At 50.3% G+C, this 15,334-nt stretch carries 16 protein-coding genes; 15 read left to right on the forward strand and 1 reads right to left on the reverse strand.

The annotated features are described in order from the left end of the window. Positions 1 to 3: 3 nt before the first annotated feature. Entirely contained in the window at positions 4 to 552 is a 549-nt protein-coding gene (locus tag ACFQ0N_RS27895) for a helix-turn-helix domain-containing protein (RefSeq protein WP_379332585.1), read from the reverse strand. Between the two features lie 147 nt (positions 553 to 699). On the opposite strand from ACFQ0N_RS27895, the gene ACFQ0N_RS27900 reads away from it, so the two are divergent. From ACFQ0N_RS27900 to ACFQ0N_RS27970, 15 genes are all read left to right on the forward strand, one after another. Beyond that, positions 700 to 1,107 (forward strand): DoxX family protein, encoded by a 408-nt coding sequence (locus tag ACFQ0N_RS27900; protein ID WP_379332587.1) that lies wholly within the window; start codon positions 700 to 702, stop codon positions 1,105 to 1,107. Positions 1,108 to 1,123: 16 nt separating this feature from the next. Beyond that, a complete protein-coding gene (locus tag ACFQ0N_RS27905) occupies positions 1,124 to 1,897 on the forward strand; it encodes a DODA-type extradiol aromatic ring-opening family dioxygenase (protein WP_379332589.1) in 774 nt (257 codons plus the stop codon). A gap of 139 nt (positions 1,898 to 2,036) precedes the next feature. Next, positions 2,037 to 2,927, forward strand: a complete 891-nt coding sequence (locus ACFQ0N_RS27910) for an NUDIX hydrolase (protein WP_379332591.1) — start codon at positions 2,037 to 2,039, stop codon at positions 2,925 to 2,927. Further along, positions 2,928 to 3,491, forward strand: a complete 564-nt coding sequence (locus ACFQ0N_RS27915) for a riboflavin biosynthesis intermediates N-glycosidase (protein ID WP_379332593.1) — start codon at positions 2,928 to 2,930, stop codon at positions 3,489 to 3,491. A 1-nt stretch (position 3,492) separates the two neighbouring features. Further along, positions 3,493 to 4,323, forward strand: coding sequence for a TIGR02452 family protein (locus tag ACFQ0N_RS27920; protein ID WP_379332595.1), 831 nt, complete (start codon positions 3,493 to 3,495; stop codon positions 4,321 to 4,323). A gap of 108 nt (positions 4,324 to 4,431) precedes the next feature. Next, complete coding sequence (locus tag ACFQ0N_RS27925) at positions 4,432 to 5,739, forward strand: copper amine oxidase N-terminal domain-containing protein (protein ID WP_379332597.1); 1,308 nt, start codon at positions 4,432 to 4,434, stop codon at positions 5,737 to 5,739. Between the two features lie 187 nt (positions 5,740 to 5,926). After that, positions 5,927 to 7,030 carry an amidohydrolase/deacetylase family metallohydrolase gene (locus ACFQ0N_RS27930; RefSeq protein ID WP_379332599.1) on the forward strand — a complete coding sequence of 368 codons (1,104 nt, stop codon included), beginning with the start codon at positions 5,927 to 5,929 and terminating at the stop codon, positions 7,028 to 7,030. Further along, positions 7,008 to 8,114, forward strand: coding sequence for a DgaE family pyridoxal phosphate-dependent ammonia lyase (locus ACFQ0N_RS27935; RefSeq protein ID WP_379332601.1), 1,107 nt, complete (start codon positions 7,008 to 7,010; stop codon positions 8,112 to 8,114). Before ACFQ0N_RS27930 ends, ACFQ0N_RS27935 begins: the two co-directional genes overlap by 23 nt. Further along, positions 8,111 to 8,866, forward strand: a complete 756-nt coding sequence (gene dagF / locus ACFQ0N_RS27940; protein WP_379332603.1) for a 2-dehydro-3-deoxy-phosphogluconate aldolase — start codon at positions 8,111 to 8,113, stop codon at positions 8,864 to 8,866. The genes ACFQ0N_RS27935 and dagF overlap by 4 nt, the downstream gene beginning before the upstream one ends. Continuing rightward, positions 8,859 to 9,875, forward strand: a complete 1,017-nt coding sequence (locus ACFQ0N_RS27945; protein ID WP_379332605.1) for a sugar kinase — start codon at positions 8,859 to 8,861, stop codon at positions 9,873 to 9,875. Before dagF ends, ACFQ0N_RS27945 begins: the two co-directional genes overlap by 8 nt. A 5-nt stretch (positions 9,876 to 9,880) precedes the next feature. Continuing rightward, positions 9,881 to 10,591, forward strand: coding sequence for a GntR family transcriptional regulator (locus ACFQ0N_RS27950; RefSeq protein ID WP_379332607.1), 711 nt, complete (start codon positions 9,881 to 9,883; stop codon positions 10,589 to 10,591). Between the two features lie 473 nt (positions 10,592 to 11,064). Next, on the forward strand, positions 11,065 to 12,219 hold the full coding sequence (gene pabB / locus ACFQ0N_RS27955) for an aminodeoxychorismate synthase component I (protein ID WP_379332609.1): 1,155 nt from the start codon (positions 11,065 to 11,067) through the stop codon (positions 12,217 to 12,219). A gap of 31 nt (positions 12,220 to 12,250) precedes the next feature. Continuing rightward, positions 12,251 to 12,949: a YdeI/OmpD-associated family protein gene (locus ACFQ0N_RS27960; RefSeq protein WP_379332612.1), complete on the forward strand. Its 699-nt coding sequence runs from the start codon at positions 12,251 to 12,253 to the stop codon at positions 12,947 to 12,949. Positions 12,950 to 13,101: 152 nt separating this feature from the next. Then, on the forward strand, positions 13,102 to 14,799 hold the full coding sequence (locus ACFQ0N_RS27965) for an Imm51 family immunity protein (RefSeq protein WP_379332614.1): 1,698 nt from the start codon (positions 13,102 to 13,104) through the stop codon (positions 14,797 to 14,799). 140 nt (positions 14,800 to 14,939) lie between these two features. Continuing rightward, positions 14,940 to 15,329 (forward strand): YmaF family protein, encoded by a 390-nt coding sequence (locus tag ACFQ0N_RS27970; RefSeq protein ID WP_379332616.1) that lies wholly within the window; start codon positions 14,940 to 14,942, stop codon positions 15,327 to 15,329. Positions 15,330 to 15,334: the final 5 nt, after the last annotated feature.

Here is a 15,334-nt window from a genome sequence, read left to right on the forward strand (position 1 = left end):
ACGTTAAAACAGCTCCGAGTAATCGGACTGATTGTACACGGCAATCAGCACAGTAGCCCAGCCTTCTCCGATATTTTTGACGTAATGCGGGGTGCAGGCTGTCCAGCTAAAAGAGTCCCCTTCCTCAAATTCGGCACCCTCGCTGCCATGCTCCGCATAAATTTTCCCTTTAATCACGACATGTACCTCTTCGCCTTCATGGGCGTGCGGCTCATCGCCAGTCGACGCGCCAGGCGGGAATTCGACGATCATCATTCTAACGTTTTTAGTAGCGCTCAAATGCTCGACCTTGAGCTGCTGGCTGCCCATTGTCGTAATTTTGCGCTCATCCTTGCGAATTATGCGCATGCCCTCATCTTTTTTCAATAATAAGTAGGCTAGAGGCACCTTCAGCGCTTGCGCGATGCTTTCCAATGTCGCAATGGACGGTGAGGTTTTGTTCGTCTCCACTTGGCTCATAAAGCCTTGGGACAGTCCTGTTTCCTCACAAATTTGGGCGATTGTAATGTTTTTACGCTTGCGCAATGTGCGTATATTGGAGCCGATATCCATAAAAGAACACCTCGAGAAATATTGATAATAGTAATATTAAATTTATAATAGCAATTTTTTTGTTGACATACCAGCCCGCGCACGTTAAATTAGTTATATAAAATTTATATCTCTATTACTAATATTTCTTTTGGAGGAGAAAACAAAATGAATAAACTGTCGTTCGTCACGACGATAATGCGTGTCGTATTGGGAATTATATTTTTAGCGCATGGTTTTGATAAGTTCCAGATGGGGCTTGGCAATGTATCGGGCTGGTTCGATTCAATGGGCGTGCCCGGGTTTTTCGCCTATATTGCGGCAGTGCTTGAGCTGGTTGGCGGGATCATGCTCATTATTGGCCTTTTCTCGCGTTATGTATCGACGCTATTTGTTATCATGCTAATCAGTGCGATCTTTATGATGAAACTGTCGGCGGGATTGCTTGGCGGCGCTGAAGGAGCAGGCTATGAATTAGATCTTGGACTGATGATGGTTGCTCTCTATCTGGTCGTAGCTGAGCCGTCGCCATTGTCTGTTGATTATTTGCTGCGGAGGAAACATACTACTAAATAAGAAGGAGTGATCTCGCATGATGCCATCTTATTTTATCGCTCACGGTGCGCCGTCCATCGTAATTGAGAACAACAGCTATACCGCTTTTTTGCAGCAGCTGGCTGGAAGTATTCCAAAGCCGAAGGCGATCGTATTGTTCTCGGCGCATTGGGAGCAGCCGGTGCAAACCGTGAGTGCAGTCCAAGGCACGTATGAGACGATCTACGATTTTGGCGGTTTCCAGGATGAGCTGTACAGAATGACTTACCCGGCTCCAGGCAACGAAGTGTTGGCGGAGCATATTCAGAAGCTGTTTGCCGAACATGGCATCCGCAGCTCGCTTGATGCGGAGAGAGGGCTGGATCACGGCGCTTGGGCAATCTTGAAGCTCATCTATCCTGAAGCAGATATCCCGGTTGTTGCGCTGTCTGTCAATCGTTATTTGACGGATGAGCAGCAGTACAAAATCGGTCAAGCACTGGCTTCGTTAAAGGAGCAGGATGTGCTCATTATCGGCAGCGGCGGCACGGTGCATAACTTGCGCAGAGTCAATTGGCGGGCGGACGGTGTGGATGAATGGGCGGCCGAATTTGACAATTGGCTGCAAAACAAGCTGGAGACTTGGGATGTCGAAGCCTTAGTAAACTATCGGGAGCAGGCGCCAAATGCGGCAGAAGCGGTGCCGACGAGCGAGCATTTTATTCCTTTGCTGCTTGCGATGGGTACAGGGGACAAAAACCGCAAGGCGGAGCTGCTTCACCGGAGTTACCAGTATGGCAGCTTGAGCTTGAGCTGCTGGAAATTTGCCTAAGAGAAAAAGATGGGGCGGGACCAAATTGTCTGCCTCATCTTTTTTTGCGTTTCGCGTGCTTGACAGCAGCTGGATAAATCATGTATGTTGATAGTAACAAATAGATATTAACTAAATGTTACGAACAGGAGTCGTTACGATGGAGTTGCGGGATCGCAATGGTTTGACGGAACGGGAGTTTTTGGAGCAGTACCGTGCAGAGGATTTCGAACGGCCATCGGTGGCTACAGATATGGTGATCTTCACTGTAATGGATGCCGCGGAAGACAATTACCGCAAGCTGCCTGAGAAGGAGTTGCGTGTATTGCTTATTCAGCGTGGAGGACATCCATATTTGAAAAGATGGGCCTTGCCCGGCGGATTTGTACGGCCGATAGAGACGACGGAGCAGGCGGCGCAGCGCGAGCTGCAGGAGGAGACGGGCGTAGATAATGTCTATTTGGAGCAGCTGTATACGTTCAGCGAGCCGGGCCGCGACCCGCGCACATGGGTAATGAGCTGTTCATATATGGCGTTGATTGATAGCAGCAAGGTGCAGGTAAAGGCAGGAGACGATGCCGATCATGCGGCATGGTTCAAATTGTCCTATCGGCTGCTGCGGGAATCCAAAGAGCTGCTCGAGAACGGCTCAATTATAACAAAGCAATATGAGCTGCATCTGGCAGGCGAGGAGGAGACGCTGACAGCGATCGTAGAGCGGAAGACGACCACGAGCGAGTCTGCGTATGCCGCCGAGTATAGCATAGTCGCCAATGAAGGGCTGGCCTTCGATCATGCCAAAATTATTGCCTGTGCGATCGAGCGGCTGCGGGGCAAAGTCGAGTATACCGATATCGCGCTGCATTTGATGCCGAAGCTGTTCACATTGACCGAGCTGCAGCAAGTATATGAAGTTATTTTAGGCAAAGAGCTGCTCAAGGCGGCGTTTCGCAGAAAGATTACGCATCTTGTGCAGGAGACCGACCATTATACGGAAAATGCCGGACATCGGCCGTCACAGCTATTTCGGCGAAATTGGGAGTGGACATAAGTGATATACAATTTGGAAGATTTGCGAAAGGCGCATCTGGCAGGCGAGAAATTCAAATACGTTTTTTTCTGGGGGCATACGCCGCCGACGGATGGAAGCATCAATCAAAGCTGCTTCAGCCAATGGTGGAAGAGCGATTTTATCGTAGACGGTGTGCAGTATTGCTGTACGGAGCAGTATATGATGGCCGAGAAGGCGCGCCTCTTTGGCGATGGAGAGATGCTGGGGGAAATTATGAAAACGAGCCATCCCAAAGAAATGAAGGCTTATGGCCGGGCGGTCAAGGACTTCGATAAGGAGATTTGGGACGCTCGCTGCTATGCGATAGTAAAGCTGGGAAATTTGGCGAAGTTTTCCCAGAACGAGCCGCTGGGGCAATATTTGAAAACGACAAAGAAACGGATTTTAGTAGAAGCAAGCCCGCGGGACCGGATCTGGGGCATTGGCATGGGCAAATCCAACCCGGATGCGGAAAACCCGGTAAAATGGCGCGGGCGCAATTTGCTCGGCTTTGCGCTCACGGAAGTACGGGATCAATTGCTTCAGCAGGAAGGGGACGATTAACATGAACCGAAAAGAAATTGCACAATTGACAGTACGTTTCATGGAGCAAGGGTTTTATGAATATAATGGTCGGCGGGTTGATTTTACCGCGGCACAGAAGCATTCGGAGGAGAGCAGTGTGCTGATTACCCCGCAGGAAGGAGCGGGCATTGTCAAGGAATGGAGCGGGAAGCAGCCGCCGCAGCGTCAGGCCGAGCTGACTGTGGGGAACATGGCGACTATGAAAGTTATTTTAGATTTTGCGCAGTCGGGTCTCAAACAAGTAGGCGTCCTTAACTTTGCCAGTGCGAAAAATCCGGGCGGCGGTTTTTTGCGGGGGACGATGGCGCAGGAGGAGAGTCTGGCGGCGTCGAGCGGCCTGTATGGCACGCTAATACGCCATGAAGAATACTATCAGGCCAACAGGATGTTCAAATCAATGATGTATACCGATCACGCGATTTACTCGCCGGATGTGGTGTTTTTCCGCGATGAGCGCTTTGAACTGATTGAACAGCCCGTAACTGCCTCTGTGCTGACTTTGCCTGCGGTCAATTATGGAGAGGTCTTGAAGAAAGGGGAGGACGCCGTGCGGGCCTGCCAGGTGATGAAGGAGCGAATGCGGCTGGCGCTTGCTATTTTTGCCCAGCGCGGGGATAAAAACCTGATTCTTGGCGCATACGGCTGCGGGGTGTTCCGCAATGATCCAATAAAAGTTGCAGCATGGTGGCAGGAGCTGCTGGCCGAGGAGGGGTACGGCGCCTATTTTGACCGCATTGTGTTCGCCGTTCTCGACGGATCGAAGACGCAGTCTTGCATTGTCGCCTTTGAGAAGCAATTCAGCAAAAAATAGGGCAGAAGCATTAATTTGGAAAAATATTTCTCATGACCCTTTTTTCAAGTGGTAAAATCACCTACAATTCAAGAATTAAAACATCCTTGTGGGAGAGTGATTAGAACCATGCCCGTTCAAAATCAAAAGCTTGGCGTTCCACGCTGGCTGGCTGCAGGTATTATGCTTCTGTGCAGCATTGCTATTCTGCTTATTGTATGCTCTAGTAAAGCCGCCGCTGCCACGGCCGATAAACCGATCGAAGTATGGCTGGATGAGAAGCAGATCGTGTTCGAGAAGGATCCGGTTGCGGCCAGCGGTACTGTGCTCGTACAGTTCAGGCCGCTGTTTGAGGCAATGGGGATCAAGGTGAGCTGGGACAGCAAGCAGCAGACGATTACAGGCACGAAGGAGGGCTTCCTCCTTAAGATGAAGCTGAATAGCAAGCAGGCTACCGTCAACGGGGAAGTTGTCAATCTGGCACAGCCGCCGCAGGCAATAAGCGGGAATACAATGGTGCCGATTCGTTTTGTAAGCGAGTCGACAGGTGCGCTCGTCGCTTGGAACCCTTATAAACCGCAAATTGTCATTTATACAGAAGCCTTTTTGCAAGAATTGGGCATTACGAAGGAAGCTGCCAAGGAAGTTCTTGACACGATGATGGCTAAGCTGAAAGAGGAATGGGAGGCTGCCCACCCCGGGCAGACGAAGCCGACTGCCCCTGCTGTGAAACCGGGAACGGTACCGGCAGTCCCCAAAGGAAGCGGCGAATATAAGCCCGCTGTCTCCGATGCCGTGGATTTGACGAAGCTGCAAGGCATGTACTATGGTCTGCGGATGGATGTTGGCGGTTATGAATGCGGCGGAGCCTGCTGGGATTTGTACACCTTCCTTCCCGGCAACAAGGTGGTTGTAGGCAATCCTGTCAATGGCGGTCCGGAGACGATCGATTGCAAGAAAGATAAATGCAGCACATACAGTATTAAAAATGGGAAAATGACGCTAAGCAATGGAGACTCCTACACGATCGCCAAGAAGGACGGGATGCTGATCATTAATGATGTGGAACTGGAGCGGGTCAAACCGGTCACGGGCGAGTTGAAGCTGTCGCAGGAATATATTTATAGAGGCTACTCCGGCATGGTCGGCATAAATAGTGCTTCCAGCGCATGGAGCAAAACGATTGTGTTCTCTAAGGACGGCACATTCCAAAGCGACGACATGGCACTCGGCACAGTAGAGGGCGCCGGGACGACGAACACCGCCAGCGGTTCCAAAGCGAACGGCGCATACCGGATCAGCGGGAACACGATCGTGCTCGCCTACGAGGGCGGCAAAGTCGAAACCTTGCTGTTCTTCGTGCACAACAGCTCCAAAAGAGGAGCGCTTGGCGATATTCAAATTGGGGAGAACAATTTTTATATCGATAGCGAATAAAAATCAGTATTGACCAGGCATGAAAAAAATCGCGAACAAGCTCGTTTAAACCGAGGGAGCCTGTTCGCGATTTTCTATCCTTAAACATTATAACGTTATTTACTTTAAAAAAATGCTGTGCTATTCTATGTGAGAAAAAGTATGGCATCATGCGAGAGTAAATGTTCGGAAAAGAGTTGAAATAAAGATGGACAATTTCGTTTTGCGCAACGCTAAGCAAGTGTCAGGAAAAGCCATCGATATTTATGTGGCCGACGGCAAGATCGAGGCGTGGACGCCTGCCGGAGAGCGGAGCAATCCGCATACTGCCGTATATGACTGTTCGGGCATGTTTGTATCAAGCGGCTGGATTGATATGCATGTCCATGCTTTCTCTGATTTTTCGCCGTATGGCGACGAAATTGACGAAATCGGAGTTAAGCTGGGCGTCACCACCATTGTAGATGCGGGGAGCTGCGGGGCCGACCGGATCAGTATTTTGGCGGCAAGAGGAGTCCAGGCGGCGACCAATTTACTGGCTTTTTTGAACATATCGCGCATTGGACTGGATCGTACAGATGAGCTGTCGAATCTGAATTGGATCGACAGGGCGCAGGTTATGGAAAGCGTACAGCAGTACCCGGAGTTTATAGTTGGCCTTAAGGCGCGTATTAGCAATAGCGTTGTGCGCACGAGCGGCATCGAGCCGCTGCATATTGCGCGCGAGCTGTCGCAAGCGTCCGGAAAGCCGCTGATGGTGCATATCGGCTCAGGTCCGCCGGACATCAAGCATATTGTGCCGCTGCTGGAGAAGAAGGATATCATTACCCATTATCTCAATGGCAAGAAAAACAATTTGTTTGACGAGCAGGGGCGGCCGATCCCGCAACTAACAGAGGCAATCGCCCGAGGGGTTCATCTTGATGTCGGCCATGGCAGAGCGAGCTTCTCCTTCAAGATCGCGGAAGCGGCCAAACGGCACAATATTCGCTTCAACACAATCAGTACGGATATTTATCGCGACAACCGTTTGAACGGGCCGGTATACAGTATGGCTAATTTGCTGACCAAATTTTTATATTTGGGTTACCCATTGGAAGAAATTATCGCAGCGGTGACGACCCGTGCCGCCGACTGGCTTGGAAGACCGGAGCTTGGGCGAATACAGGTTGGCGATGCCGCGAATTTGACTTTGTTTAGTGTTGCAGATGAAGCTTATATGTTAATCGACAGCGAGGGCGAACAGCGCGAGGCGGATCGCCTGATCAAAGTGAGGGGAGCAGTAGTAAATGGCAACTTCTTTGAATGCTAAGTATGGGCTGAAGCGGGTGATCAATGCCAGCGGGCGGATGAGCATATTAGGTGTATCGGCGCCGACAGACAGCGTAATGGATGCCATGAAGCACGGGGGGCAAAATTATGTAGAAATGGCCGACCTGGTCGACAAAGCAGGCGAGCATATTGCCCGAATTGTCGGAGCGGAATCGGCGGTTATCGTCAATTCGGCCTCGAGCGGCATTGCTTTATCGGTTGCGGCTATGGTAACGAAGGGCGATTCGCGCCGCAGCATTCGTCTGCATCAGGAGCCAATTGCCAAGAAAGAAATTATTATGCTTAAGGGGCATAATGTAAATTACGGTGCACCGGTCGAGACGATGGTTTACCTGGGGGGCGGACAGCTGATCGAGGTTGGCTATGCCAATGAAGGCAAGGCTGTTCATATTGAGGAAGCTATCAATGAAAATACAGCGGCTATACTCTATGTGAAGTCGCATCACTGTGTACAAAAAAATATGATTTCTGAAGTAGAAGCTTGGGAAGTCGCCCAAAAAAGCAATATCCCGCTTATTATCGATGCAGCGGCCGAGGAGGATCTGCAGCGCTACATTCATTGCTCTGATTTGGTCATATATAGCGGATCCAAGGCGATCGAAGGGCCGACGACCGGCCTTGTTTGCGGGAAAAAGCAGTACGTCGACTGGCTCAAAGTGCAGCTGCATGGCATCGGCCGCAGCATGAAAGTCGGCAAGGAATCGATGTTTGGCTTACTGCAGGCACTTGACGAATATATGGTGAAGGAAGATAAAAGCGAGCAGGAAAAAGCGGGCTTGCAGCTGCTAATGCCGCTCAATGACATCGCTGGGGTAAAGATTGCGATTGTGCAAGACGAAGCCGGGCGCCCGATCTTCCGCGGACGGATCCAGATTGACCCATCAGTAGTACAGACGACGGCTGCGCAGGTGGCTGCAGGCTTGCAGCAAGGCGAAATTGCCATTTATACGCGCGATTATGGCGTGAAGCAAGGCTTCTTCGATATCGATTCCCGTTCACTGCGCGGGGACGACCTGGAAATTATCGTGGCAAAAATTAAAGAGCTGGTTGGTGAAGGCAAATGACAAGCATGAAGAATCGTTTATATAAAGGGCGAGCAGCTTTGAATGTACTGGCAAACAGTATTGAAAATGCGCAAGAGGTATTCGAAGCGGCGGAAGGTTATGTCCTTGTTGGCGTATTGTCCAAAGATTATGCAACTGTAGAGGAAGCAGTTACAGCTATGAAGGCTTATGGCGAGAAAATTGAGGATGCCGTATCGATCGGTTTGGGCGGCGGCGATAACCGTCAAGCGGCGGTGGTGTCTGGTATTGCAAAGTATTATTCAGGAACACATATTAATCAGGTATTTCCGGCAGTCGGCATTACCCGCGGCAATCTGGGCGATCGGGACAGCTGGGTAAATAGCATGATTTCCCCTACTGGGCGCGCAGGCTTTGTTGATATTTCCACAGGCCCGGCAAGCGCGGCAGAAGCGGATAAAGCGATTGTTCCGATTCGCGCGGCGATCGGGCTTGTACGGGATATGGGCGGCAATGCGCTCAAATATTTCCCGATGGGCGGCCTTAGCCGGGAGGATGAATATCGCGCAGTAGCCGAAGCATGCGGGCAAATGCAGTTTGCGCTTGAGCCTACAGGCGGCATTGATCTGGAAAATTTCGAAGCGATCCTGCGCATTGCTTTGGAGGCTAATGTGCCGCAAGTTATTCCCCATGTGTATACCTCTATAATCGATAAAGCTACAGGCAAAACGAATGTCGAGGATGTACGCGTACTAACGCAAATTATGAAGCGTCTGGTAGATCATTATGGCTAAAAAGATTGCCGCCTTCGGGGAAGTTATGATGCGTCTGGAGGTGCCGGGCTACGCACTGCTGTCCCAATCCAGCACGCTAAACTATTCATTTTCGGGCACAGGGGTTAATCTGGCTTCGGCATTGGCGAGATTCGGGCATACGGGTTACGTGGTCACGACATTGCCGGACAATCCGCTCGGCGATGCTGCAAGATCCTATTTGCAAAAATTAGGCATAGACATCTCGCTTTCCAGCCGTGGCGGCCGATATATCGGTTCCTACTTTTTGGAGAACGGCTTCGGGGCCAGGGCTAGCCGGGTAACGTATACCAATCGGCTGGAGAGCAGCTTTAATACAGCTAAGGCTGACAGATACAATTTTCGGGCGCTAGCAGATATTGTCGATGTGGTCGCCTTTTGCGGCATTACGCTGGCGATGAATGATACGGTTCGCAAGCAGATGAAGCAGCTGGCGGCAGCAGTCAAGCAGCGGGGCGGCATCGTCGTCTTCGATTGCAACTATCGCCCTTCCTTGTGGGGCGAAGGTGGCTATGGGCTTGCTAAAGAGCATTATGAAGATATGCTGCATCTGGCCGACATTGTCATGATGAATGAGAAGGATGCTCTGTATGTCCTTGGCATGCAGTCTGAGGCGACGGAGCGCAAGGAACAGCTGACAGAGCTCATTCCCCAGGTGGCAGCGACCTATCGAATTGCCGCTATAGCGGGTACCCAGCGAACGATCCATCCCGACAATACCCATACCTTGCTTGGTTATCTTTATAAGGCGCAATCATTTGCATTTTCAGAAGTGTGCAAATTTGCTGTCTATGATAGAATTGGTGCAGGCGACGCTTTTACCAGCGGTACTGTGCATGGCGAGCTGGAGCAATGGGAGGCGGCCGATACCATCGCCTTCGCTACAGCGGCCGGCATGCTGGCTCATACGATAGCCGGCGATACGCCAATGTCGACTGTACAAGATATCAGACAAGCAATGAAACAATCGGTGAACGATGTTGAGAGGTAATGAGGATGAAATTAACCCGAAATAGAGGAGCTTTATATTTACAGGTTAAAAATATTTTGAAGGATCGAATTTTGCATGGCCTGTATCCTTTGCATTCGAATTTTCCTTCTGAGCCTGAGCTGGCCGATGAATTCAATGTAAGCCGGATTACGGTGCGCAATGCGATCAAAGAGCTTGTTCAGGAAGGGTTCCTTGAAACAAAAAGCGGGAAAAGAACCAAGATTATTCGCAATGAAGTGATCTCCGGACGGATCAAAGGCAAACGTTTTACTGAGCTGCTGGAGGAACGGGGCCATAAGATCCGGACGGAATGGATTAAAGCTGCGCTCGAACAGAACGGGAAAACAACAGAGAACTATCGTTTGTTTGGCGAGCAGTGCGTGCGGCTGGAGCGGATTTATTATTTGGATGAAGTGCCTTACATCCACTTTACGCACTTTTTGACGCCTGAGATGAGCGAGGTTGGAATAGAAGAACTTAATTTTCATTCTCTCTATGAGCTGATCAAAGAGCAAGATATTATGTTAATGAAATTTCAGGACCAGTTCGCAGTCGAAATTGCCCCAAGCGAGATAGCGGCGCTGCTGAAGGTGAAAGAAGGTACACCGCTGCTCAAGCGGCTGCGCTTTTCTTATGATGAGAACGGCGATCTGATCGAGTATAGTATAGGATATTACAATACTGAAATTATGCACTACCATGTTGACTATATCTAAACATGCGTCATATCCCCAGCTTGTACGAGCGGCTCTTATGAGCCGCTTTTTTGCATTGATATTGGCAGGCCGGCGATACACAGTGGTCGTGCGGCGAGGGAGTTGAGGCACAATGTTGTACAGAATGCAACATTTGAACCATGATTCTGCCGTATTTCACGAAAATGTTGCATGTTCTGCAACAATCATCGCCATTTCGCCCCCTTGAAGGAGCAGATTGTTGCATTTCATACAACAATTTGGGGGCATGCTTGCTTCCCCACATGACTTTGTTGTACAAACTGCAACATTTGAGCGTGTTTTTCCGTTTGCCGGACCGTAGATCCTCTATCTGTGAACAAAACGGGCTAAACGGACTGTCCGCGGACCGTGGTTCCGCTGATATTAGCCTCCAGTACTACGAAACCCAATTCGAGCACACAGACTATGGTATAATAAATCCAGCAAAATGACGTAGAAGTGGAGTGCAACGAATGGAGCACCAGCAACCGGAAATAGTGATCGATTTTCACCGCCGGCGCTTGCAGTTCAAAAACCCGCTGCAGGTGTGGCATACTGCTGATGTGCAGGAGATCGAATCGATATTCGAACAGGTTCAGCAGGCGATCGACAATGGGTTATACGTGGTGGGCTATGTCTCTTATGAGAGTGCGGCTGCTTTTGATAAGCATTATTGTGTGTGTCTGGCAGCAGACGGTGATGAGCTGCCTTTGATCTGGTTCGCCGCTTATACGAAGCCGGAGACGGAGCCGCAGCCTCAGCAGCAGACCGTCGCAACGGCTGAAGCCGGCAGCGGACGATACGAGCTTTCCGAGTGGAAGATGGATACGAGCAGTGACCGCTATACGGACGATATTGCCCGTATACATGGTGCCATCGCCCGCGGGGAAACATATCAGGTCAACTATACGACACGTCTGCGGGCCGATTTTGCCGGCGACGACTTTGCCTATTATGAAAGGCTGCGCGAGGGGCAGCAGGCGGATTTCGCCGCTTACCTGAATATTGGCCGCTACCGGATTGCCTCCGTGTCGCCGGAGCTGTTTTTTGAGTGGAAGGGAAGAACCATTCGCACCAAGCCGATGAAAGGGACGATGCCGCGCTCGGCGAATAAGCAGGCGCTCTATCAATCGGAGAAAAATCGGGCGGAAAATGTGATGATCGTCGATTTGCTGCGCAATGATATCGGGCGGATTGCCGAGACGGGAAGCGTGCATGTGCCCAAACTGTTCGAGATTGAAGAATATCCGACCTTGTACCAGATGACTTCGACCGTTGAGGCGACCGTGCAGCCTGAGCGCACCCTTTTTGAGCTGTTTCAGGCGCTCTTTCCGTGCGGTTCGATCACAGGGGCGCCGAAAATTTCGACGATGCAAATTATTGCCGAGCTGGAGCAGCAGCCGCGGCATATTTATTGCGGGGCAATTGGACTTGCCGTGCCGGGCGAAGGCATTACCTTCAATGTTGCGATCCGGACAGTGCTGATCGACAGCGAGAAGAAGCAAGCCGTCTATGGCGTAGGCGGCGGCGTAATATGGGATTCGACAGCTGCGGATGAATATGCCGAGCTTCATACGAAAGCGAAGATATTAACCTATCAACATCAAGCTGCTGTTCAGCAGCTTTGATCTACTACGGACTAGCAGGAGATGAAGCAGGATGACGAAATCGATTGTAGAGAAGTTGAACCTGCAGAAGTATGATCAAAAAGCGGTGCTGAACCAGCCGGCAGGCAGCGATTACTTTGCCGCACTGCCAGTCTACGACACCAACCTGCAAGCAGATGCTTATGATCTTATTTTTGCTTTTGTGCTGGACTCGGAGGCGTTGAAGCAGTTGACGGATCAAGTGATTGCCGAGAAACGCCTGAATAAGAATGGCTATTTATTCGCGGCCTACCCGAAGAAAGGGAATAAGGTATATCCGACTTACATCCATCGCGATGAATTGTTCGGCATACTGGGCAGCGACGAGGAAGGCTATATTGGCAATAGCAGTGTGAAATTTGCGCGGATGGTCGGGCTTGATGACGTGTTTACGGTTGTCGGCTTTAAGGAGGATGCGGCCGGCAAAGCGAAGGCGGAGAAAGCGGCTGTCTCATCGTCAGCTTCATCCAAGCCGAGCCAGCAGGTCGATGATTATATCGACTTGATTCCTGACATCGAGCGGGATTTGGCGGGCGATCCGACGCTGCTGTCCTTCTATCAATCGCTGACCCAAGGCTACCGCAAAGATTGGGCGCGTTATGTTTATAGTGTGAAACAGGAAGAGACGAGGGCGAAACGCCGCGAGGAGATGAAGATGATTTTGCAAGCGGGCTATAAGAGCCGGGAGCTGTACCGTAAGGATCACCGATAGAAAAGAGCCGTTCTCCAACTGTAGGAGGGCGGTTCTTTTTGTTGGGCGTTGTCTCCAGAAAAAAGCAATATTAGTCATATAGCCGCATATGAGCCATGTGACTATTGTTGTTATACTGCTAATAGGAACAGGTTATGAAAAGGAGTGGAGACATGAGACAGGAGCTTTTGCATAAACTCAATAAGTGGCATACCAACGGCCAATCCCTCAAAATTGTAGAAGCCATTGAGGAGATTCCGGAGAGCGAGCGGGACTATGAAATTGTGAACCACTATGGCCGGGCGCTGAATAATTTGGATCGGCATGAAGAAGCGCTGCAGCAGCTAATGACGGTAAAGGAGCAGGGACAGCAGGACTGGCTATGGCATTTCCGCGTAGGCTATGCCTATTATTATTTGGACCGGTTTGCAGAGGCGCTTGAAGCGTTCGAGCATGTCGAGAGACTAGAGCCGGGAGACGCGGACACGCTATATTTTATTAAGGATTGCCATAAGGAGATGTCGCGTCGTCAACCGATTAAGCCGGAGATGGACATTCCTTTCAGGGAGCGCGATTTCAGCCAGTTTTGGGAGCAAAGTGACTATGCCGACGAATCCTATGTGGAGGAACCGCCTACTGCGGATATGATTGCATCTGTAGAGGAAGAGCTGGGCTATAAGCTTCCTGAAGATTATATTTGGCTCATGAAGCAGCAAAATGGCGGTATCCCGGTCAATACTTGCTTTCCGACCTCGGAGCACACCTCCTGGGCGGAGGATCATATCGCGATTACGGGTATTATGGGAATTGGACGTGAGAAAGCATACAGCCTGTGCGGGAAGTTTGGCAGCCCTTTTATGATTGAGGAGTGGGGCTACCCAGACATCGGCGTGGTCATTTGCGATTGCCCATCGGCCGGACATGATGTTGTCATGCTGGATTATCGCGCTTGCGGCAAGGAGGGCGAGCCTGCGGTTGTACATGTGGATCAGGAAGCCGATTATGAAATCACTTTTCTGGCACCCAACTTCGCCGCATTTATAACTGGATTGGTCAATGAAGAAGTATTTGACACCTCTGAGCAGGACAAGCTGGATGATCTGCATACTGTTCAGCACGGACAGTTCTCTCCGCTGCTCGCACAGTTATGCGCCAAGGTTCATGAAGTAAAGCAAATCGAAGCGGTGATCCGGACGATCTGCAAGCAAATCGTAGAGGACAAAGGCTTTTTTGCTTTTCATGCAGATGAGCACTCGATGCTGATGTATGATGTCCAGTTTTGGCTGTATACGGTCTCTTATCCAGAGGTGACGCGAGAGCAGTATTTGGAGGAATATAAGAACATCATCGTCTTTGGACAAGAATTCAGTACCGGAGGGTATGCACCGGCATTTATTTCGGATTGGTTGGATGATCGTCTGCGGCAAGGAAAGATCGTGGAGAACGGCGGCGTTTTGAGTTTTACAGCGTCCGCGGCGGCGGATTTGATCGACCGGCTTAATGCGGTCGAGATAAGCTTGGAACCGTTCGATATCACAGAGCAAATAAAACCGTTCGTCTGGGTCGAGCACGACAGCGGCAATGTGTCCATGATTTTAAATGTAGGCTCCTATAAAGAAGATATATTCGAAACTAGAGCAGATGAAGGCTTTGAAGGCAACGGTTATGATTGGGGTTCGCTTGCTGCAGTGTTCCTGGAGGAAAAGATGCCGGAGCTGACAGACATTGTACGATTTGATCCAGAGGCGGATATGTTCTGCGCATACTCGAATCAGAAGGAGGCGCTGTGCCGTTTCGCTGCGGGCTTCAAGCAAGCTTGTGAAGACGATGAGTTGATCCGCGATTTATTTTCCCGGGCAATATTGGACTAATCCACATCATTATGACTTCTGCATTTGGGCATCAAATGCAGAAGTTTCTTCATTTTTATAGGTATTCGCCGTCCCCGTACAAACATCATTATCCGTATACTAATCCAGAACAATTCCTTAAAGGATGAAAGGAGCCGAATATGAAGATTCCTGTTACCGGATTCGTAATGGATTTCAGAGATGAGGATGGGCATCATTCACACAAGCTTTATATAACGTCCTGGAATGGGGCCCCCGTACATGTCCATCAGTTTTCCGGGGTAACTTCCGTCGATGTTGGACATTCTCATCATTATGCGGGTTGGACCGCTCCGGCCCGTTCCGGTATTCCTCATGTACATGGATATTATTCCGTCACATCGTTAGACAAAGGCCATACCCATGTCATACAGGGAACAACCGGAGCAGCCATCGGTCTTCCCGGCGGCGGACATTATCACTCGTTTGAGGGACATACGACGGTCAACGGCAGCCCGCCCCATTCACACACCTATAGCGGACGAACAGGCAATGCAGTGAATGCAACGTAAAAGGC

The organism is Paenibacillus sp. GCM10027626 (assembly GCF_042676285.1).
Lineage (GTDB): Bacteria > Bacillota > Bacilli > Paenibacillales > Paenibacillaceae > Paenibacillus_Z.

Excerpts from the sequence above, each read along its gene's own strand:
- dagF (WP_379332603.1), top strand. The coding sequence starts at position 8,111 with ATGACAAGCATGAAGAATCGTTTATATAAAGGGCGAGCAGCTTTGAAT.
- ACFQ0N_RS27930 (WP_379332599.1), top strand. The coding sequence starts at position 5,927 with ATGGACAATTTCGTTTTGCGCAACGCTAAGCAAGTGTCAGGAAAAGCC.
- ACFQ0N_RS27960 (WP_379332612.1), top strand. The coding sequence starts at position 12,251 with ATGACGAAATCGATTGTAGAGAAGTTGAACCTGCAGAAGTATGATCAA.
- ACFQ0N_RS27935 (WP_379332601.1), top strand. The coding sequence starts at position 7,008 with ATGGCAACTTCTTTGAATGCTAAGTATGGGCTGAAGCGGGTGATCAAT.
- ACFQ0N_RS27905 (WP_379332589.1), top strand. The coding sequence starts at position 1,124 with ATGATGCCATCTTATTTTATCGCTCACGGTGCGCCGTCCATCGTAATT.
- ACFQ0N_RS27925 (WP_379332597.1), top strand. The coding sequence starts at position 4,432 with ATGCCCGTTCAAAATCAAAAGCTTGGCGTTCCACGCTGGCTGGCTGCA.
- ACFQ0N_RS27910 (WP_379332591.1), top strand. The coding sequence starts at position 2,037 with ATGGAGTTGCGGGATCGCAATGGTTTGACGGAACGGGAGTTTTTGGAG.
- ACFQ0N_RS27900 (WP_379332587.1), top strand. The coding sequence starts at position 700 with ATGAATAAACTGTCGTTCGTCACGACGATAATGCGTGTCGTATTGGGA.
- ACFQ0N_RS27970 (WP_379332616.1), top strand. The coding sequence starts at position 14,940 with ATGAAGATTCCTGTTACCGGATTCGTAATGGATTTCAGAGATGAGGAT.
- pabB (WP_379332609.1), top strand. The coding sequence starts at position 11,065 with ATGGAGCACCAGCAACCGGAAATAGTGATCGATTTTCACCGCCGGCGC.
- ACFQ0N_RS27965 (WP_379332614.1), top strand. The coding sequence starts at position 13,102 with ATGAGACAGGAGCTTTTGCATAAACTCAATAAGTGGCATACCAACGGC.
- ACFQ0N_RS27945 (WP_379332605.1), top strand. The coding sequence starts at position 8,859 with ATGGCTAAAAAGATTGCCGCCTTCGGGGAAGTTATGATGCGTCTGGAG.
- ACFQ0N_RS27950 (WP_379332607.1), top strand. The coding sequence starts at position 9,881 with ATGAAATTAACCCGAAATAGAGGAGCTTTATATTTACAGGTTAAAAAT.
- ACFQ0N_RS27895 (WP_379332585.1), bottom strand. The coding sequence starts at position 552 with ATGGATATCGGCTCCAATATACGCACATTGCGCAAGCGTAAAAACATT.
- ACFQ0N_RS27920 (WP_379332595.1), top strand. The coding sequence starts at position 3,493 with ATGAACCGAAAAGAAATTGCACAATTGACAGTACGTTTCATGGAGCAA.